The organism is Novosphingobium kaempferiae, assembly GCF_021227995.1.
Taxonomy (GTDB): domain Bacteria; phylum Pseudomonadota; class Alphaproteobacteria; order Sphingomonadales; family Sphingomonadaceae; genus Novosphingobium; species Novosphingobium kaempferiae.
This window is the reverse complement of the sequence record NZ_CP089301.1, coordinates 3,095,327-3,114,936: the sequence shown is the minus strand read 5'-3', so window position 1 is coordinate 3,114,936 and position 19,610 is coordinate 3,095,327. Positions and strand designations below refer to the sequence as shown.

General features: G+C 68.2%; 16 protein-coding genes. 6 read left to right on the top strand and 10 right to left on the bottom strand.

Going from position 1 to position 19,610, the window contains the following annotated elements; genetic code table 11:
* Positions 1-118 precede the first annotated feature (118 nt).
* The gene (locus LO787_RS14105) at positions 119-2,728 is read left to right on the top strand and encodes a M1 family metallopeptidase (protein WP_232491652.1); all 2,610 of its coding nucleotides are present in this window, start codon (positions 119-121) and stop codon (positions 2,726-2,728) included.
* Positions 2,729-2,866: 138 nt separating this feature from the next.
* Here LO787_RS14105 and LO787_RS14100 read toward each other — a convergent pair whose 3' ends face one another.
* The 5 genes from LO787_RS14100 to LO787_RS14080 form a co-directional block, all read right to left on the bottom strand.
* Positions 2,867-4,312, bottom strand: coding sequence for a sensor histidine kinase (locus LO787_RS14100; protein ID WP_232491651.1), 1,446 nt, complete (start codon positions 4,310-4,312; stop codon positions 2,867-2,869).
* On the bottom strand, positions 4,312-5,055 hold the full coding sequence (locus LO787_RS14095; RefSeq protein ID WP_232491650.1) for a response regulator: 744 nt from the start codon (positions 5,053-5,055) through the stop codon (positions 4,312-4,314). The genes LO787_RS14100 and LO787_RS14095 overlap by 1 nt, the downstream gene beginning before the upstream one ends.
* A gap of 32 nt (positions 5,056-5,087) precedes the next feature.
* Positions 5,088-5,780, bottom strand: coding sequence for an EF-hand domain-containing protein (locus LO787_RS14090; protein ID WP_232491649.1), 693 nt, complete (start codon positions 5,778-5,780; stop codon positions 5,088-5,090).
* A 372-nt stretch (positions 5,781-6,152) separates the two neighbouring features.
* The gene (locus LO787_RS14085; RefSeq protein WP_232491648.1) at positions 6,153-6,551 is read right to left on the bottom strand and encodes a cupin domain-containing protein; all 399 of its coding nucleotides are present in this window, start codon (positions 6,549-6,551) and stop codon (positions 6,153-6,155) included.
* Between the two features lies 1 nt (position 6,552).
* Positions 6,553-8,373: an aminopeptidase P family protein gene (locus tag LO787_RS14080; protein WP_232491647.1), complete on the bottom strand. Its 1,821-nt coding sequence runs from the start codon at positions 8,371-8,373 to the stop codon at positions 6,553-6,555.
* Positions 8,374-8,423: 50 nt separating this feature from the next.
* On the opposite strand from LO787_RS14080, the gene LO787_RS14075 reads away from it, so the two are divergent.
* The gene (locus LO787_RS14075; protein WP_420847754.1) at positions 8,424-10,487 is read left to right on the top strand and encodes a S9 family peptidase; all 2,064 of its coding nucleotides are present in this window, start codon (positions 8,424-8,426) and stop codon (positions 10,485-10,487) included.
* Positions 10,488-10,587: 100 nt separating this feature from the next.
* On the top strand, positions 10,588-10,977 hold the full coding sequence (locus LO787_RS14070) for an acyl-CoA thioesterase (protein ID WP_232491645.1): 390 nt from the start codon (positions 10,588-10,590) through the stop codon (positions 10,975-10,977).
* A gap of 3 nt (positions 10,978-10,980) precedes the next feature.
* On the opposite strand, the gene ald is transcribed toward LO787_RS14070, so the two are convergent.
* A complete protein-coding gene (gene ald, locus LO787_RS14065) occupies positions 10,981-12,096 on the bottom strand; it encodes an alanine dehydrogenase (protein ID WP_232491644.1) in 1,116 nt (371 codons plus the stop codon).
* Between the two features lie 136 nt (positions 12,097-12,232).
* Here ald and LO787_RS14060 point away from each other — a divergent pair, with 136 nt between their 5' ends.
* The gene (locus LO787_RS14060) at positions 12,233-12,691 is read left to right on the top strand and encodes an Lrp/AsnC family transcriptional regulator (protein WP_232491643.1); all 459 of its coding nucleotides are present in this window, start codon (positions 12,233-12,235) and stop codon (positions 12,689-12,691) included.
* Here the strand turns inward: LO787_RS14060 and LO787_RS14055 are convergent.
* The 4 genes from LO787_RS14055 to LO787_RS14040 form a co-directional block, all read right to left on the bottom strand.
* Positions 12,673-14,451: a cation:proton antiporter domain-containing protein gene (locus tag LO787_RS14055; RefSeq protein WP_232491642.1), complete on the bottom strand. Its 1,779-nt coding sequence runs from the start codon at positions 14,449-14,451 to the stop codon at positions 12,673-12,675. The genes LO787_RS14060 and LO787_RS14055 overlap by 19 nt on opposite strands.
* A 207-nt stretch (positions 14,452-14,658) precedes the next feature.
* Entirely contained in the window at positions 14,659-15,093 is a 435-nt protein-coding gene (locus tag LO787_RS14050; protein WP_232491641.1) for a hypothetical protein, read from the bottom strand.
* A 1-nt stretch (position 15,094) separates the two neighbouring features.
* The gene (locus LO787_RS14045) at positions 15,095-17,494 is read right to left on the bottom strand and encodes a DNA translocase FtsK (protein ID WP_232491640.1); all 2,400 of its coding nucleotides are present in this window, start codon (positions 17,492-17,494) and stop codon (positions 15,095-15,097) included.
* 109 nt (positions 17,495-17,603) lie between these two features.
* Positions 17,604-18,164, bottom strand: a complete 561-nt coding sequence (locus LO787_RS14040) for a thiamine phosphate synthase (RefSeq protein ID WP_232491639.1) — start codon at positions 18,162-18,164, stop codon at positions 17,604-17,606.
* Here LO787_RS14040 and LO787_RS14035 point away from each other — a divergent pair.
* Both LO787_RS14035 and LO787_RS14030 read left to right on the top strand, forming a co-directional pair.
* The gene (locus tag LO787_RS14035; RefSeq protein ID WP_232491638.1) at positions 18,163-18,813 is read left to right on the top strand and encodes a YggS family pyridoxal phosphate-dependent enzyme; all 651 of its coding nucleotides are present in this window, start codon (positions 18,163-18,165) and stop codon (positions 18,811-18,813) included. The two genes, LO787_RS14040 and LO787_RS14035, sit on opposite strands and share 2 nt — an antisense overlap.
* A 26-nt stretch (positions 18,814-18,839) precedes the next feature.
* Positions 18,840-19,361: a sugar O-acetyltransferase gene (locus LO787_RS14030; protein WP_232496320.1), complete on the top strand. Its 522-nt coding sequence runs from the start codon at positions 18,840-18,842 to the stop codon at positions 19,359-19,361.
* The last annotated feature ends 249 nt before the right edge of the window (positions 19,362-19,610 follow it).

Here is a 19,610-nt window from a genome sequence, read left to right as displayed (position 1 = left end):
CAATCCACAGTATCGAGGCTCCGTGCTGGATTGCTTCGCCACGCGCGCAATGACGAGAAAAGGGGAGGGTCTGGTTCGGGGAAGCAAGGCGGTTCTGCTTGCGGCAGCCTTGCTCTCGATGATCGGCGGGAGTGCGGTCGCGCAGGAGATCGCCGTATCCGCGCCGCGCGTGGAGCCCGTCCCCCTCGGTCGCCTGAGCGATGCCGCCCGGCCTACCGCCTATCGTCTCGACCTCACCGTGGACCCGTCGCGCCCGCGCTTTTCCGGGCATGTCGAGATCGACGTGGTGCTGGCCTCGACCAGTTCCTCCATCGACCTTCACGGACGCGGGTTGAACGTCTCGCGCGTCGTCGCCACCGTCAGGGGGCGCTCCTACATCGGCCGTTGGCGGCAGCTCGATCCGGTCGGCGTCGCGCGCATCACCTTCGCAGAGGCGCTGCCGCCCGGCCCGGTCACGCTGGCGTTCGACTACGATGCGCCGTTCGCCGATGGCCCCGCCGGGCTGTTCCGCGTGCAGGTGGAGGGCGCATGGTACGCCTGGACCCAGTTCGAGGCGATCGACGCGCGGGCGGCGTTTCCCTGCTTCGACCAGCCCGGCTTCAAGACGCCCTTCGCCCTGACCCTGCGCACGCCCGCGGGGCTGACCGTGATCGGCAACACGCCGGAGCAGGGCACGGTCGGCACCGATGGCCTGACGGTCCACCGCTTCGCGCCCACCGCGCCGCTGCCGACGTATCTGGTGGCGATGATGGTCGGCCCCTTCGCGACGCTGGCGGGCGAAGCGCCGCCGCAGGGCGGGCGCACCACGCCGCTTTCGCTGCGCGTGGCCTCAACCGCGCCGAATGCAGGAAAACTGGCGTTCGCACTCGACGGCACGCAGAAGATCGTCGGACTGCTGGAGGACTATTTCGGCGAGCCCTTCCCGTTCCCGAAGATGGATCAGGTGAGCACGCCGGTCCTGCGCGGGGCGATGGAGAACGCGGGTGCGGCGCTCTATCGCGACGACCTGCTGGTGATGGACGCCGACGCGCCGGTGGCGCAGCAGCGCAGCTTCGCGATCACCGCTGCGCACGAACTTGGGCACCAGTGGTTCGGCAACCTCGTCACGCCGGACTGGTGGGACGACCTGTGGCTGAACGAGAGCTTCGCCAACTGGATCGGCTACCGCATTGGCGCGGCGTGGCGGCCGGACCTCGGCATCGCCGGGGACGCGCTCGGCTCCGGCTACGAGGCGATGGAGACCGACGCGCTGCTCGCCGGGCGGTCGGTGCGCCAGCCCATCGACGACAGCCGCCGCATCGACACCGCCTTCGACACGATCACGTATGGCAAGGGCGGGCATGTCGTCGGGATGGTCGCCGCGTGGCTGGGCGACGATGCCTTCCGCGAGGGCGTGCGCCGTTACATCGCCGCCCACCGCGAAGTCAGTGCGACGAGCGAGGACTTCTTCACCGCGCTCGCCGAAGTGGCGGGCAACCCGAAGCTGGTGCCCGCGATGCGCAGCTTCGTCGAGCAACCGGGCGTCCCGCTCCTCGCCATGCGGCGCGACGGGGACCGGGTGACGGTGACGCAGCTGCGCTACACCACGGCGGGCGTCGCGCCGCCGGACGTGCGCTGGACGATCCCGCTATGCCTGCGCCGGGGCGCGGAGCGGCGCTGCTTCATCATGGACCAGCGCACGCAGGCGTTCACGATGCCGGGTGAGGGGGCGGTGTTCCCGAACGCGGGGGGCACCGGCTACTACCGCTTCGAGCTGACCGCCGGGCACTGGCAGGAACTGATCGCGGGCGCCGATGCGCTTCCCGGCGGCGAGGCGCTGGCGCTGGTGGATTCGCTCTGGGCTTCGATCCGCGCAGGGCGGGGCACCATCGGCGAGATGGCGCGGCTGGAGCGCAAGCTGATCCGCCATCCCGATCCCCACGCGGCCGATGCGGCGGACAAGGCGCTGTCGAAGCTGGTGCGCGAGAACATCGTCAGCGCGCAGGGGCGGCGCGGCTTTCGCCTGCTGCGTGAGAAGCTCTACATGCCGCTGCTGAAGGAATACGGCTTCGATCCGCGCGCGGGCGTCTATGCGCGCGATGCGGCGGCGCGGGCGCAGCGGCGGGTGCAGGTGGTCAACGCGCTCGTCGGCACCGGGAGCGGGCGGGGCCTGCGCAAGCAGCTCGACGATGCGGCGGTGGCCTATCTGGCGGGGGACCGCGCCGCGCTCGATCCGGCGTGGTTCGACCATGCCTTCGACATCTACCTCTACAACCGCGATGCGGCGGCGGTGCGGGGGCTGCTGGAAAAGGCGCTGGCGTCGGAGGATCCGGTGTTCCGGCCCGAGGTGCTGGGCGCGGTCTCGCGCACCGGGTTTCCCGAGATGGCGGCGTGGCTGCTGGCGCTCGACGATCCGCGCCTGCGCGAAAGCGAGCGGCGCGATATTCTCGACAACGTGATGGCCCGCAGTGCCAGCCGCGATTACGGCTACGACTGGGCGCTGGCGCATGTCGGTGTGCTGCTGGGCGGGGCGGACGGGCTGGCGTTCGCGACGCGGCTGCCGCAGATGCTGGGGCGCTACTGCTCGGTGGCGCGGGCGGACCGGATCGCGAAGGATTTCGGCGCGCACTTCGCCGGGACGCCCGGTGCGCTGGAACTCGACCGCGCGGTGGAACGGGTGCGCAACTGCGGGTTGCTCGACGACATGATGGGTAAGCAGATCGACGCCGAGTTCGCGACGCTGCGCTAACATAATTCCTCCCCGAGCTTGCTCGGGGAGGTGGCAGTCGCGCAGCGACTGACGGAGGGGGAATGGCGCAAGGTTCTCCCCCTCCACCACCGCCTGCGGCGGCGGTCCCCCTCCCCGAGACAAGCTCGGGGAGGAACTTTACCCGACCGGCAGTTCCAGCCTTACCGTCAGTCCCTCGACCATCCCGTCAGCCGAGAGCCGGTTCGCCAGCACCAGCGCGCCGCCGTGCTGGTCGGCGATGGCGCGCGCCAGGGCGAGGCCGAGGCCCGCGCCGCCGGTGGCCTTGTTGCGCGAGGGGTCGCCGCGGGTGAAGGGGTTGGTCATCGCCTCGATCTCGTCCTCGGGGATGCCGGGTCCGTCGTCGTCGATGCGCACGACGGCACGATCGCCTTCCCGCTCCAGTGCGACGCGCGCGCCGTCGCCATAGCGGATGGCGTTGTCGATGAGGTTGCGCAGCGCCCGCCGCAGCCATGTGGAGCGCAGTTCGAGCACGATGCGCTGGGTATCGCCAAGCTCAACCGGCTCGCCCATGTCCTCGTATTCCTCGACCACCGAGGCGACGAGGGCGGAGAGTTCGGTGCGTTCGCGCGGGTCGCTCGGGCGGCCGACCCGCGCGAGGGAGAGGATGTCGTCGAGGGTGCGCACGATGTCCTCGATGGTGGCTGCCATGCGGCCGCGCTCGGTATCGTCCTCGACCGATTCGATGCGGACGCGCAGCGCGGCGAGCGGGGTCTTGAGGTCGTGCCCGATGGCGCCGAGCATCAGGTCCTTCTCGTCCAGCATGGCGACGATGCGCGCTTCCATCGCGTTGTGGGCGACGATCAGGCGCTGCATGTCCTCCGGCCCGCTGGGGTCGAGCTGGCCCGCTGAGCCCGGGGCGAAGGCGAACTGCTCCACGCGGCGGGTCAGCGCGGCGAGCGGGCGGGTGATGCGGCGCAGGATGAGCGCCACCGCGCCGACGAGGACGAGGTAGATGATGACGGTCTGGACCAGCAGCGGCCGGATCATCGCGTTGAACGCGCGGGGGCTGCGGACGCGGGCGACCATCCAGTTGGCCTTGCCGGGCTGCTTGACGCCGACGACCAGCAGGTGATCGTCCATCATCTCGTTCATCTCCGGCCCATCGAGCCGCCCCATCGCCGCGCGCCGCTGCGTGTGGTTGCGGGCGAAGGCGTCGCGCTTCACCGTGCGGTGGACGACGACGATCTCGGAAGCGGGGAAGTCCTGCTCGGTAAGGGTGTGGGCGAGGCGTTCCTCGGCATCGGAATCGCGCTTCTCACCGGGGCGGACCGGGGAACTGCCGCTGAATTCGAGCGGGAAGCCGCGCAGGGGCGGGCCTCCGAACGGCGCGCGGTCACGCTCGCGGTCGTTGTTGCGCAGGATGCGCCCGAGCGCGCCCTTGCCGCGTGTCTCGGCGATGAGCTTGAAGGCGACGGCATTGGTCATGCCCGCCTCGTAGCCCTCGCGCTGGGCGCGGTAGACGAGGATCGCGCCGATGCCCTGCACCAGCAGCAGCGCGGCGGCGACCGCCAGCAGCATCTGCCCCATCAGGCTGCGGGGCTGGAGAAAACTCAGTGCGCGCATCAGTCGGTTATGGGCACGCGGCGCACGTCGGCGGCGAGCATGTAGCCGCCGCCCCAGACCGTCTGGATGAGCTGGGCGTTCCGGCTGTCGTTCTCGATCTTGCGCCTGAGGCGGCTGACCTGGTTGTCCACCGCGCGGTCGAACAGGTGCGCCTCGCGGCCCTGCACCATGTCGAGCAGGCGGTCGCGGTTGAGCACCTGGCGCGGGTGTTCGAGGAAGGCCATGAGCAGGCGGAACTCGACCGAGGAGATCGCGACGACCGCGCCCTCGGCGTCGATGAGGCGGCGCTTGAGCGGGTCGAGCTTCCAGCCCTCGAACTCGAAGGCCTCGTTCTCGGTCTGGGCGGGCGCGGCGCGCGAGGCGCGGCGCAGCACGCTGCGGATGCGGGCGACCAGTTCGCGCGGCTCGAAGGGCTTCACCACGTAATCGTCGGCGCCGATCTCCAGCCCGACGATGCGGTCGGTCGCCTCGCCGCGCGCGGTGAGGAAGATCACCGGCACGTCCTGCGCTTCCACCAGATGACGGCACAGCGAGAGTCCGTCCTCTCCGGGCATCATGATGTCGAGCAGGACGAGGTCGAAGCGGGCATCTCGCAGGCGCGAGCGGGCTTCCGCCGCGCTCGATGCCTGGACGACGGCGAACCCCTGCCGCGACAGGTAGTCGCCCAGGGGTTCGCGCAGGGAGGCTTCGTCATCGACAAGCAGCAACTTCGAAAGCCCAGGGGCAGACGCGGTATCGTTCATTTCAAGATCCATGGCGTTACCGCGTCTTCCTGTCAGTTTGCCGCCTTCTTGTCAGCCCTCTTGGCCTGCCATTCCGCCTTCTTCGCGGCGCGGGCGGCCTGACGCTCTTCCTTCGTTACCTTGCCGTCGTGGTTGGCGTCCTCGGCATCGAAGCGCTTGAGGGCGGCGGCGACGAATTCGGCCTGGCTGACGGCGCCGTCGTTGTTGGTGTCGGCCTGCTTCTCCATCATCATGCCGCCGCGCGGGCCGCCGAAGTGATGGCGACCGCCGTGACCACGCCCGAACTTGCCGCCGTGCTTGCCGTCACGCATGCCATCATGCATTCCGGGGCCCTCGCCACCGGGAGGGGGCGGCGGCGCAGCATCGTCACCCGGAGGCGGGGGCGGCGGGCCGTCCATGCCGGGACCGCGACCTTCCGGCCCCTTGTCGGCCATGAATTCGGCCTTGGAGATCGAGCCGTCGCCATTGGCGTCGAGCTTCGCGAACATCTTCTCGCGCATCTGCTGGCGGCCGAGGTCGCGGTCAGCCTTGTCGAGCTTGCCGTCCTTGTTGACGTCGAGCCGGGCGAACATCTCTGTCGCGCGGGTCTGGGCCTCGGCGCGCGTGATGGTGCGGTCGTGGTCCATGCCCGGCTTCTGCGCGGCAGGGGCCTGCGCGCAGGCGACGCCGCCGATGGTGAGGGCTGCGGCCGAGAGGCCGAGCATCAGGGTTTTCATGCTGGTCATCTGTCGTGTCCCGTAACGAATTGGATGAGAGCCGCGGGACATAGGGAAGGGAGGGGGAAGAACTGCCCCGCGGCTCTCTGTGATCCGTTCTAAACGCGGGTTGTCGCGCAGATGTGCCGGGAGCGGCGTTTATTGTCGTGAATTGTCACAAGTGCGGGCGCGTGTTCATTGGGGTGACATTTGGATCGTTGGGGTATGGTCCGGGGCTTCGACAAGCTCAGCCTGAGCGAGTTTTAGAGGTTCTCGTCATTGCGAGCGCAGCGAAGCAATCCAGCGTTACGCGCTACTGCTGGATTGCTTCGCTGCGCTCGCAATGACGAATGGGGGTGTTCCCGCTCAGGCTGAGCTTGTCGAAGCCCCTGCGGCAGGGCGCTACCTCGGCCGCCCCTCGGTCCCCATTCCCGCCGTTACGAAGAGCGCGCTGGCGGGCGCGGAGACGTCGGCGGTGTGCCAGACGCCCGCCGGGTTGATGAGGTACTGCCCCGCCTCCAGCGTCTCGGAATGGAGGCGGCCGTCGGGGTATTCCTGGATCAGCGTGATCGTGCCGGACAGGCAGACGACCAGTTCGTCGCCTTCCGGGTGCATTTCCCACGAATCCCAGCTTTCGCTGAAGTCGTAGCAGCTGACGAGACGGCCTTCCTTGCCGTCCGCCTCGGTGCGCTGCGCGTAGGCTTCGTACCATTCCATGCCGGTGAAGGCAGGCTGGGCTTCGGCAGTCGCGCCAAGGCCCAGATGGACCGGGAAGGTGCGAAGATCCCGCGCGCCGCTCATGTCAAAGCGCCGCGCACTGTACTTCGAGCCATGCCAGCGCCTCGCCCTCAAGCTGCGGGGCGACGATCTCCAGCACGCGGGCGTGGTAGGCGTTCCACCACGCGATCTCCTCCGCCGTGAGCAGCGCGGTATCGACCAGACGGCGCTCGATAGGGACATGGGTCAGCGTCTCGAAGCCGTAGTACTCGCCGTCCGAGCCCGCGATTTCGCGCGGTTCGACGAGGATCAGGTTCTCGATGCGGATGCCGTATTCGCCGGTCTTGTAGTAGCCGGGCTCGTTCGAGAGGAACATGCCGGGCAGCAGCGCCTGATCGGTCCCGGCCTGGCCGCCCGCTGACTTGCCGATGCGCTGCGGCCCTTCGTGGACCGAGAGGAAGCTGCCGACGCCGTGGCCGGTGCCGTGCGCATAATCGAGGCCCACCTGCCACAGCGCATGGCGCGCCAGCACGTCGAGCTGGCCGCCGACGGTGCCCTTGGGGAAGATCGCAAGGGCCAGCGCGATGTGGCCCTTGAGCACGCGGGTGAAGCGGTCCTTCACTTCGGCGAAGGGCTCGCCCGGCCCGACCCAGACGGTACGGGTGATGTCGGTGGTGCCGTCGAGGTACTGGCCGCCCGAATCGACGAGGTAGACCGAGTTCGGCTCCAGCGCGCGGTTCGTCTCCTCCGACACCCGGTAGTGCGGGCTCGCCCCGTTGGGACCGGCGCCGGAGATCGTGTCGAACGACAGGTCGCGCAGGGTCGGGTCGACCGAGCGGAAGTCCTGCAACTTCGCGGCGGCGGACAGTTCGGTCACTTCGCCCTTCGGAGCCTCGACCGAGAGCCAGTGCAGGAAGCGGGTGACGGCGGCGGCGTCGCGGCCCTGCGCGGCGCGGTGGCCGGCCTGCTCGACGGGGTTCTTGATCGCCTTGGGCAGCACCGTGGGGTCGCGTTCCTCGACCAGCGTGGCGCCCGCCTTGCGCAGCTCCTCGAAGATGGCGCTGACGGCGCGCTCGGGATCGACCGCGACGCGCTTGCCCGCCAGTTCGCGCAAGGCCCCGGCGAAGGCCGAACGCTCGCGGATGGTGACGGCGTTGCCGAGGTGGCGCTTAAGCTCGTCCGTCACCTTCTCACCGGCGATGAACAGGTCGGCGGTGCCGTCGGCGCGGGCGATCACGTAGGACAGCGCGACCGGCGTGCGCTCCACGTCGGTGCCGCGGATGTTGAGCAGCCAGGCGATCGAATCGAGCGCGGTGACGACGGTGGCGTCGAGGCGCTTGGCCGTCAGCCATTCGGAGACGGCGGCGCGCTTGGCCTCGCTGACCTCGCCGGTGAACTGGTCGGGGTGGACCAGCGCGGGCGCGGCGGAGGGAAGCGGCTGGTCCTCCCACACGGCGTCGACCGGGTTGCCCTCGACCGCGACCAGCGCGCCGCCCTTCGCGGCAAGGATGCGCTCGACGCCCTCGGCCCACTTGGAGCCGTGGAGCCATGCGTCGTAGCCGATCTTGGCACCCTTGGGCGCATGGTCGGACAGCCACGCGGCGGGGCTGGTCGCGGGCACGTTCTCGTAGGCGTAGAGGCGGCCATCCACCTGATCGCGCACCTGCAGCGTGTAGCGCCCGTCGACGAACATCGCGGCGGCAGGCGCCAGCGTCGCGTCGGCCAGTACCACGGCGGTGCCCGCCGAGCCGCCGAAGCCGGTCAGCCATTCGAGCCGCTGGGCATAGGCGCCGACGTATTCGCTCATGTGCTCGTCGGAGATCGGGATCACGAAGCCATCGAGGCCGCGCGCCTTCAGTTCCTTGCGGAGCGCATCGAGGCGGGCTTCATGGGTATTCATCAGCATGTCATGGGTTCCGGCTTGCGGGGGGTATTGTGCAATCATAGATGGTGCTGATGGCAGATTCCACCCAGACCCTCGTCGGTCCCCCGCAGGCGGCGAAGAAGCCGCATTCCTTCACCCACCACGGCGTCACCGTCAGCGACGATTACGCGTGGCTGCGCGATCCGGGCTATCCCGAGGTGAAGGACAAGGAAGTCCTCGACCATCTGGAAGCGGAGAACCGCTGGTTCGAATCGAAGATGGACCAGCACAAGGGCCGGATCGACGACTTGTTCAAGGAAATGCGCGGCCGCATCAAGGAAGCCGACTCGTCGGTGCCGCAGAAGGACGGCGACTGGCTCTACTGGATCGAGTTCGAGGAAGGCGCCGAGTACAAGAAGTGGTGGCGCAAGCCCGTCGCGGGCGGCGAGCCCGAGCTGATCCTCGACGAAGTGGCGCTGGCCGAGGGCAAGGAATACTTCCGCCTCGGCGCGATCTCGACGACGACCGACGGCAAGCTGCTGGCCTATGCGGTGGACGACAACGGATCGGAGCGCTTCACCGCGCGCATCAAGAACCTCGAAACCGGCGAACTGCTGCCGGACGAAATCCCCGGCACGCTCTCGTCGCTGGTATGGGTCGCGAAGGACAAGGGCCTCGTCTACTCGCTGGCCAACGAGCAGTGGCGCACGGACAATGCGCGCCTGCACTGGCTCGGCCAGCCGGTGGAGCAGGATGTCGAACTCTACCATGAGGACGACGAGGGCTTCCGCGTCGGCTCCTCGCTCTCGTCGAACGAGAAGTGGCTTCTGATCGGCACCAGCGACCACGAGACCAGCGAGTGCCGCATGGTCCTCGCCGACGATCCGCTGGGCGAGCAGATCCTGGTGAAGCCCCGCGCGAAGGGCGTGGAGTACGACGTCGATGAGCGCGACGACGTGCTCTACATCCACGCCAACGACACCCACGAGAACTTCCGCCTCGCCACCGCGCCGCTGGCGAGCCCGGGCGAGTGGACGACGCTGATCGAGGGCACCGACGCCTTCTACCTGACCGGCTTCGACCTGTTCCGCGACTTCTACGTGATCGAGGGCCGCCGTGCGGGTCTCGACCAGATCGAGGTGCGCTACTACGACGATCCCGCCCGCGTGGAGCCGATCGTGTTCCCTGAGGCGAGCTATTCGGCCGGGCTGTCGAACAACCCCGAATGGCACATGACGACGCTGCGCCTGACCTACGAGTCGATGGTCGCCCCGTCATCGGTACTGGACTACGACGTGGCGGCGAGGACGCTGGAGACGCTCAAGGTCCAGGAAATCCCCTCGGGCTACGACGCCTCGCTCTACGCCACCGAGCGGCTGGAAATCACCGCACGCGACGGCACCGCGATCCCGGTGTCCATCGTCTACCGCAAGGACCGCTCCGGTACGGGGCCGCTGCATCTCTACGGTTACGGCGCATACGGCATCGCCATCGATCCCGGCTTCTCGACCTCGCGCCTCAGCCTCGTCGATCGCGGGTTCGCCTACGCCATCGCGCATATCCGCGGCGGCGACGACCTTGGCCGCGCGTGGTACAAGGCGGGCAAGCTGGAGCGGCGCGAGAACACCTTCAACGACTTCGTGGACGTGGCCAAGGCGCTGATCGAGCGCGGCTTCACCGAGGCGGGCAAGATCTCGATCTCTGGCGGCTCCGCAGGTGGCGAGCTGATGGGCGCGGTCATCAATTCCGACCCCGAACTGTTCGGCGCGGTGGTGGCGCATGTGCCCTTCGTGGACGTGCTCAACACCATGCTCGACGATACCCTGCCGCTGACGCCGGGCGAGTGGCCGGAATGGGGCAACCCGATCGAGGACAAGGCCGCCTTCGACCTGATCCTCAGCTACAGCCCCTACGATCAGGTCAAGGCGCAGGACTACCCGCCGCTGATGGTCACGGCGGGCCTCAACGACCCGCGCGTGACTTATTGGGAGCCCGCCAAGTGGGTGGCGAAGCTGCGCGAGGTGAAGACCGACCGCAACGAACTTCTGCTCAAGACCAACATGGGCGCTGGCCACGGCGGCAAGTCCGGCCGCTTCGAGAGCCTCAAGGAAACGGCGGAGGAATTCGCCTTCATCCTGTGGCAGCTGGGCCTCTGATCCTTCGACAGGCTCAGGATGGGCGGGGGTGGTGCAAATCTCCCAAACCCGCTCAGGCTGAGCTTGTCGAAGCCCCCGCGACAAAGCGAGCGTACCTGCCATGACATTCACCCTCACCTTCACCGCAAGCCCCGAGCACATCGACGTGATGGGTCACGTCAACAACGCGGTGTGGGTGCAGTGGATGGAGGCGATGGCGGGCGCGCACTGGGCGGCGGTCGCGCCGCCCGAGCATCAGGCGCAATACGCCTGGGTCGTCACCCGCCACGAGATCGACTACCGCGGAAACATCCGCGAGGGCGAGAGCGTGACGGGGGAGACGTTCATCCCCGAAGGGCCGAGCGGCGCGCGCTTCGACCGCCGGGTGGATTTCAGGAATGCGGCGGGCAAGGTGATCGTCTCGGCCCGCACGACCTGGGCGATGATCGACATCGCCTCGGGTCGCCTGATGCGGGTGCCGCCGGAAGTGGCGGCACCGTTTGTCGGCTGAGGCTTAGCCCAGCACTTCGCTCACCGGCACGTAGTCGTAGCCGAGTTCGCGGGCGACGGCCTCGTAAGTCACCTTGCCGGCGTGGACGTTCAGGCCGTTGGCGAGGTGCGGATCGGCCTTGAGCGCGGCCTTCCAGCCGAGGTTCGCGATCTCCAGCGCGTGCGGCAGCGTCACGTTGTTGAGCGCATAAGTGCTGGTGCGCGCCACGCCGCCGGGCATGTTGGCGACGCAGTAGTGGACGATGCCGTCGACCGTGAAGGTCGGCTCCTGGTGCGTGGTCGGGCGGCTCGTCTCGAAGCAGCCGCCCTGGTCGATGGCGACGTCGACCAGCACCGCGCCGGGCTTCATGACCGAGAGCATCTCGCGCGTGATGAGCTTGGGCGCAGCCGCGCCGGGGACCAGCACGGCGCCGATCACCAGTTCCGCTTCCGACAGCATCTGGCGGATGTTGCTGGAGTTGGCGAAGCGCGTCTTGGCGCGGCTCTCGAAGTGGATGCCGAGGCGCTCCAGAACTTCCGGGCTGCGGTCGAGGATCGTCACGTCGGCGCCGAGGCCGACCGCCATCTGCGCCGCGTTGAAGCCGACGACGCCGCCGCCGATCACCATGACCCGCGCGGGGAGCACGCCGGGAACGCCGCCGAGCAGGACGCCGCGTCCGCCGTGAGCCTTCTCCAGCGCGGTCGCGCCTGCCTGGATCGCCATGCGACCCGCGACCTGGCTCATCGGCTTGAGCAGCGGCAGCGAGCCGCCGGGGCCGGTGACGGTCTCATAGGCGATCGCCGTCACGCCTGACGCGACGAGATCGGCGGTCTGCTCGGGATCGGGCGCGAGGTGGAGGTAGGTGTAGAGGATCTGGCCTTCGCGCAGCATCGCGCGCTCGACCGGCTGCGGTTCCTTGACCTTCACGACCATCTCGCACTGGCCGAAGATCTCCGGGGCGGTGGCGACGATCGTCGCGCCCGCTGCGACATAGTCCGCGTCCGAGGCGCCGATGCCGAGGCCGGCCCCGGTCTCGACCCAGACTTCGTGGCCATGCGCGACCAGTTCGCGCGCGCTCTCAGGCGTCAGGCCGACGCGGTATTCGTGGTTCTTGATTTCCTTGACGGTACCGACGCGCATCGCATCTCTCCTGGCGAATTACCCTGCCGCGATAGATACACCCGGCGCGCTGCAATGTTTCTCCTAATTGAAACTTGTGTGCGCGGCTGCGCAGGATATTATCCCGCTGTGTGCTGTGTTGGTGAGAGGATTTCCCATGGACCGGGCTGACCGTGCGCTGCTTTCAGCGCTTCAGGCGGATTCATCGCGATCAATCGCCGAACTGGCCGAACTCGTGCGTCTTTCCCCCTCTGCCGCGCATCGCCGGGTCAAGGCGCTGGAGGAACAGGGGCTCATCCTCGGCTACGCCGCGCGGCTGGATCCCCGGAAGTTGGGCCTCTCAGTCGAGGTCTTCGTCGAGATCGCCCTGACCAGCCAGAGCCGCGAGGCGATGGAGCGGTTCGAGCGCGCCGTCGGCGGCTTCGAGGATATCCTCGAATGCCACCTGATGAGCGGTTCGGCGGACTACCTGCTGCGCGTCGCCGCGCGCGATCTCGATCATTACGACGCGATCCACCGCGACTGCCTGGCGCGGCTGCCGGGGGTGTCGGCGATGAAGACCAGCTTCTCGTTGCGGCGCATCCGCCGCTTCGAGGGCTACTCCGTCCCTTCCTGATCGCTGCGAGACGGACGGCGGCGCTGGGTGATGATGTGCTCGCGCGCGGCGCGCACGTCGCCCGCTTCGTATTGCAGAGCCAGCCTCTCCTTGTCGCTCTTGCGGTAGACCTGCTCCGCACGGTCGATGTCGGCCAGCGCCACGTCCAGCCCCTTGAGCGCGCGCCGGGCCAGCACCACCGCCGATTCCATGACCTCGCGCGCCATCGACGCGATCGGGGCGCTCTTGAGGCGCAGCAGGGCGCGGCGGTCGAACACGCGGGCATGGACCTGCGCGTTCGGGAAGGCCTGGTTCACCGCCTGGAGGAAGGGTTCGGTCAACTGGTCGCCGTCGATGCAGAACACGATCAGTTCGGCATCCGCCGCGCCCGCCTGTCGCAGCATGTCGATGCGGGTGCCGTCGCCGAACCAGACCTGTGCGCCGAATTCGCGCGCGACGTCGATCATCTCGATGTCGGTGTCGATCATCGTCACTTCGATGTCCGCGGAGATCAGCATCTGCGCCACCGTCTGGCCGAAGCGGCCATAGCCGACGATGATCGCGTTGGCGCCGTCCTCATGCGGTCCTTCGCGGACTTCCTTCTTGCCCTCGGGCCGTTCGCGGATGCCGCGCGTGGCCATCATCAGGAACGGCGTCGTGACCATCGAGAGGGTGACGATGGCGCTGAACAGGCTCGTCGCGTCGGAGTTGACCAGCATGGCATTGGTCGCTTGCGCGAAGAGCACGAAGCCGAATTCGCCGCCCTGGCTCAGCAGCAGGCCGAGCGCGAGGGCGCTGCGCCATTCCATGCGGAAGGCGAGGCCGAGCAGGAAGATGATCGAGCCCTTCACCGCGATCAGGGCGAGGGCCATGGCGATCACGAACAGCGGGCGCTCGGCGATCGCGGACAGGTCGAGCAGCATGCCCACCGACATGAAGAACAGGCCGAGCAGGATCGCGCGGAACGGCTCGACGTCGGCCTCCAACTCATGTCGGTAAGGCGAGTCCGCCAGCATGACGCCCGCGATGAAGGCGCCCAGTGCGGTTGAGAGGCCCAGCGCCTGCATCAGCGCGCCCGATGCCATGACCGTGAACAGGGCGGCGAAGACGAACATCTCCCGCTCGCCAAGGTTGCCGATCAGGCGGAACAGCGGGCGGATGGCGAAGCGGCCTGCGAGGATCAGGCCGACGATGGCGGCGACCGTCTCCAGCCCCAGTACCCATCCCGGCGGGCCGGACGGCAACGCGGGATTGCGGTTCATCGCGGCGATGATCGTGATGAGCGGGATGATCGAGAGATCCTGGAACAGCAGGATCGCGAAGGACCGCTCGCCGAAGGGCGTGTGCAGGCGACCGGCGCTCTGCAGCATCGGCAGCACCTGCGCGGTGGAGGAAAGACCCAGCGGCAGCCCCAGCGCCAGCGACGCCTCCATACTGAAGCCGGTGAAGAAGTAGATCACCGCCGAAACCGCAAGGCCGCACAGGATCACCTGCAGCGCGCCGAGCCCGAAGATCTCATGCCGCATCCGCCACAGCCGCGCGGGCGCGAGTTCGAGGCCGACGATGAACAGCAGCAGCGTGATGCCCAGTTCGGCGATGCCCATCTTGCTCTCGGGATCGCCGACGAGGTCGAGCACGTAAGGCCCCAGCACCGCGCCGGTGGTCAGAAAGCCCAGCGTCGCACCCAGCCCCAGCTTCCGGAACGCCAGCACGAAGGCGAGGGCGGTGCCCAGCAGCAGGAAGCCGTCCCTCAGCAGGAACGCCTGAGCATGTTCTTCCATCGTGGCCTTTCGGTGTCGTGTGTGCGCAGAAGTGCGTCCACCTTAGAGAGGCCGGGCGCGGATACCAACCTATCCGTTGGTCTTTCGTCCTTCTGAACTCATTACGGTTCGTCATTGCGAGCGTAGCGAAGCAATCCAGGGCAGCCGCTCACCGCTGGATTGCTTCGCTACGCTCGCAATGACGAACCAGAGTGCGGCATTTGACGCCTATCTAGGCACGATGCCCTTGCACACGTAGCGCACGACCATGCCGTCCTCCTTGTCCCACACCACGCGCTGCGGCAGGCCGGGGGTGGTGGAGGAGCCCAGCGTCACGCCGCGCGGGCCGACGAGTTGCCACTGTTCCATGCGGACGCGTCCGCCCAGGCAGTCGACGCTGCGTAGCGAGTATTGCGTGGTGCCGCGGGGGTACTTGCCGGTGGCGTTCACCAGCACGTCCGCCTCCCGGAAGGTGCGGCCAAGCCCTCCCGCCGTGATACTGGCGGCGTCGACGCGGATGCTGCGGCCGAGCGTGTTCTCGATGTTGGGCGTGAACAGGCGCACCCAGCGGCCGCCCGGCGCGGTCAGGTCCGCTCCTGCCGCCAGCGCGGCCACGGGGGCGAGGCCGAGGGCCATCGCCGAAACCAGTCTCAAGGCGGTCATGTCAGAGCGGGTTCCCGTTCTCGTCACGGTAGATGTCGCGGCGGCCGACGTGGTTCGCCGGGCCGACGTAGCCGTCCTGCTCCATGCGCTCGACCCACTTGGCGGCGGTGTTGTAGCCGACGCCCATCTGGCGCTGGAGCCAGGACACCGAAACCTTCTGGTTCTCGAACACCAGCTGGCAGACCTGCCGGTACTTGCGTTCGTCCGGCGCATCGGAAGCCGTGGCGTCGAGGTCGTCGAAGCCGAAGCTGCCTTCCTCGGGCTCGTTGGTGACGGCGTCCACGTAGTCGGGCTTGCCCTGCGAGCGCCAGTACGTCGCGACCTGCTCCACTTCCTCATCCGAGACGAAGGGGCCGTGGACGCGCTTGATGGGGTCCGAACTCGGCTTGTAGAGCATGTCGCCCTTGCCCAGCAGCTGCTCCGCGCCCTGTTCGCCAAGGATCGTGCGGCTGTCGATGCGGCTGGTGACGGCGAAGGACACGCGGGTTGGCAGGTTGGCCTTGATGACGCCGGTGATGACGTCGACCGAGGGGCGCTGCGTCGCCATGATGAGGTGGATGCCCGCCGCGCGGCTCTTCTGCGAGAGGCGCTGGATCAGCACTTCGATTTCCTTACCGACGGTGACCATGAGGTCGGCCAGCTCGTCGACGATGAGGACGATCTGCGGCAGCGTCTCGTAGTCGAGCTGGCGGTCTTCGTAGAGTTCCTCGCCCGTTTCGGGGTCGAAGCCGATCTGGATGCGGCGGCCCAGCGGCTTGCCCTTGGCGGCGGCCGTGCGCACCTTTTCGTTGAAGCTGGCGAGGTTGCGGACCGAAATCTCGCTCATCTGGCGATAGCGGCGCTCCATTTCCTCGACCGCCCACTTGAGCGCGCGGATCGCCTTGGGCGGCTCCGTCACCACCGGCGAGAGGAGATGCGGGATGTCGTCGTAGCTCTTGAGTTCCAGAACCTTCGGATCGACGAGGATCAGGCGGCACTGAGCGGGCGTCAGGCGGTACAGAAGCGACAGCAGGATGGCGTTGAGGCCGACCGACTTGCCCGAACCCGTCGTACCGGCGACCAGCAGGTGCGGCATCGTCGCGAGGTCGGCCACCACCGGCTCGCCAGCGATGTCCTTGCCCAGGATGATCGGCAGCATGCCCTTGTGGTGGGCGAAGGCTTCCGACGCGACCATCTCCTTGAACGAGACCATCTGGCGGTCCGCGTTGGGCAGTTCGATGCCCATGACGGTGCGTCCGGGGATCGAGGACACGCGGGCCGAGATCGCGGACATGTTGCGGGCGATGTCGTCGGCAAGGCCGATGACGCGGCTGGCCTTGATGCCCGGCGCGGGCTCCAGTTCGTACATGGTGACGACGGGGCCGGTGCGCACGGCGGTGATCTCGCCCTTGACGTTGAAGTCGTCGAGCACGGTTTCCAGCAGGCGCGCATTGCGCTCCAGGCTGAGCTTGTCGATCTTGGGCTGCGAGTTCGGCTGGGGATCGGCCAGCAGGTCGAGCGAGGGCAGTTCGTATTTGTCGAACATGTCCTTCTGGCGGCTGTCGGAGCCGAACTGCGCCGGGATCGGCGCGGACTTGGGGTCGCTGATCTCAGGCGCCTTGCGCGGCTTTTCGGCTGCGGCGGGCATTTCGGCGATGCGCGGAGAGGCGGCTTCCGCCTTCTCCGGCTTGTCGGCGCGATCCGCCGGGGTGTCCCTGGCCCTGCCGGGCTTGAAGGGCAGGTCTTCCGCCGAGGGGAGGTTGACCGGCAGGCGGCCGATACGTCCGGGCAGGGTCAGCAGCCGCGCCCAGTCGAGCGCGAAGACGCGGCCCGCCAGCATCACCCCGATGCCGAGGCAGACGAGAGCGAGGGCGAACTTGATCCAGTTCTGCGCGGCCTCCGGCGCAAGGCCCGCCAGAGCGGTGATCCCCTTGGCCCCCAGCAGCCCGGAGATGCCGCCCATCGAGGCGGGCAGGCTGCCGCCGGGCTTGGTGAACCACAGCGAGAGCACGGTCGCGATCAGCAGCATCGACAGCGCCAGCACGCCCACCGGCGTCCACCAGCGCTGGTCGGAATGCTCGATCTCGCCGTCGTCCTCCTCGACCAGCAGCCACAGCTTGCGACCGAAGACATAGAGCAGCGGCACGAACAGCGCGGAGACGGGCCCGAACAGGAACAGCGCGCGCTCGGCGGTCCAGGCGCCGGTGACGCCCATCCAGTTCTGCACTTCGCCGCCCGCTGCGGTGGAGGTGGAGGGGTCGGTCTGGTGGTAGCTCACCATCGCGAGCGCGAGGAAGACCATCGCCGCGAACAGCAGCAGCGCGCCGGAAAGCTCTCCGGCACGGCGCAGCGAGCGCTTCAGCACGGCACGCCAGTCCGGCTTGGCTATACGCCGTCCGGGCGCGATGGGGCGGGTGGCCATTCTCGAAATTTTCCCTTGGGTTCCGGCTGCGGATTATGCGGCGGCGGGGGACTCTGCGTCAAGAATGGATCGGGAACAGGGTTGTGGAGGGTGTTGCGTCGCGTGACGGTCAAGTGGAAGACAGCCCGTCGATCGCTGCCCAACGCTCGAATGCGCGCGCGCGGCGTGGCGTCATGCCGCCCAGCGCGATGACCGGCACTTGCGAGCGCGCTGCCAGCAGCCGGAACCGCTCCGCGCCAAGCGTCCTGCCGCCCGGATGCGACGCGGTGGGAAAGACCGGCGAGAGAAGCACCGCATCCGCCCGCGCCCGATGCGCCGTTGCGAGTTCGCGCAGGGAGTGCACCGTCACCAGGCGGAGCGCCCTCGGTCCACGCGCAAGCCTTTCCGGCGAGCCGTAAGCGCCATCGGCCCCCCAGCGCCGCGCCTGAGCGGCATCGCCCGCCAGCACCACGACATGCCCGAACCGTCGTGCAACGCCCGACAGAGCCTTGAATCGTACTCGCCGGGCATCCGGCGAGAGGTGGTAGTGCCGATAGATCAGCCCCGACCCGCGCGGCAGCCTCGCCAGCGCGCTTTCCAGCGCCGCGTCGTTGCGGGCATCGCTTATGAGCCACAGGTGGGGAAGGACGGGCTGGCGGTTCGGCACGCGAACGCTATAGCAGCGCGCCATGGATCAGCTAGAAGACATCCGCAGCCGCATCGCCAAGTCCGCCCGCATTGCCGGACGCCAGCCCGACGCGGTCGAACTCGTCGCCATCTCCAAGACCCACGCCGCCGAAGCGATCGAGCCGCTGCTCGCCGCCGGGCACCGCGTCTTCGGGGAAAACCGTGTGCAGGAAGCCGAGGCCAAGTGGCCCGCGCTGCGCGAAGCCTACCCTGACGTGCAGCTCCACCTCGTCGGCCAGCTTCAGTCCAACAAGGCCGAGGACGCCGTCGCCCTGTTCGACTGCATCCACTCGCTCGACCGCCCCTCGCTGGTCGCCGCACTGGGCAAGGCGATGGAGAAGGCGGGGCGCACCGTGCCCTGCTTCATCCAGGTCGACATCGGCGAGGAAGAGCAGAAGGGCGGCTGTCCGATCCCGGAAGTGCCCGCACTGCTGGCCTCCGCGCGCGAGGAGGGCATTCCCGTCATCGGCCTGATGTGCGTGCCGCCGCAGGGCATCGAAGCCGCGCCGTTCTTCGCGCTGCTGGCCAAGATTGCCGCCGATAACGGGCTCGACCAGCTTTCGATGGGCATGAGCGAGGATTTCGAGACCGCCGTGCTCCTCGGCGCCACGCATGTGCGCGTCGGCAGCGCCCTGTTCGGCAAGCGCGCGTGACGGACCAGCGCTCCGAAAAGCAGAAGATGCTGGCGGGCGATCCCTACCGCGCCTCCTGCCCCGAGATCGTCGCCGACCAGCGCGCCGCCGCCGAATGGATGGCGCGCTTCAACCGCACCATCGACCTTGCCGAGCGCGAGACCCTGCTGCGCGAGCGCTTCGCCGCCGTGGGCGAGGGCGCGACGATCCGCCCGCCGTTTCACTGCGACTACGGCTACAACATCAGCCTTGGTCGCGGGGTGTTCCTGAACTTCAACTGCGTGATCCTCGACGTGGTCGAAGTGACCATCGGCGACGGCACGCAGATCGGCTCGGGCGTGCAGATCCTCACCGCCGACCACCCGCGCGACCCGGTGGAACGGGCGACCGGCCTTGAATGGGGCGTCCCCATCCGCATTGGTCGCAACGTGTGGATCGGCGCAGGCGCGCTCATCATGCCGGGCGTGACCATCGGGGACGACGCCATCGTCGGCGCGGGGAGCGTGGTAACGCGCGACGTGCCGGTTGGGGCTACCGTCGTGGGGAGCCCGGCGAAGGTCAGGGGTTAATAAGCCAAGGATTACGGAAAGAGCAGGGGTTTACCACCCCTGCACCCCGTATAGCGTCGAGGTCACGCGTGCCGCTTCGTCGTGCGCGGACGATGCGTCGGAAGACCCGTTGATAAGCCTGCGGCGCCAATAGAAGTTCGTCATTGCGAGCGTAGCGAAGCAATCCAGGGACAAGCACTTGCCCCTGGATTGCTTCGCTACGCTCGCAATGACGAATGGGTGGGAAGATAGACCCGTCGCCGCTGCGCG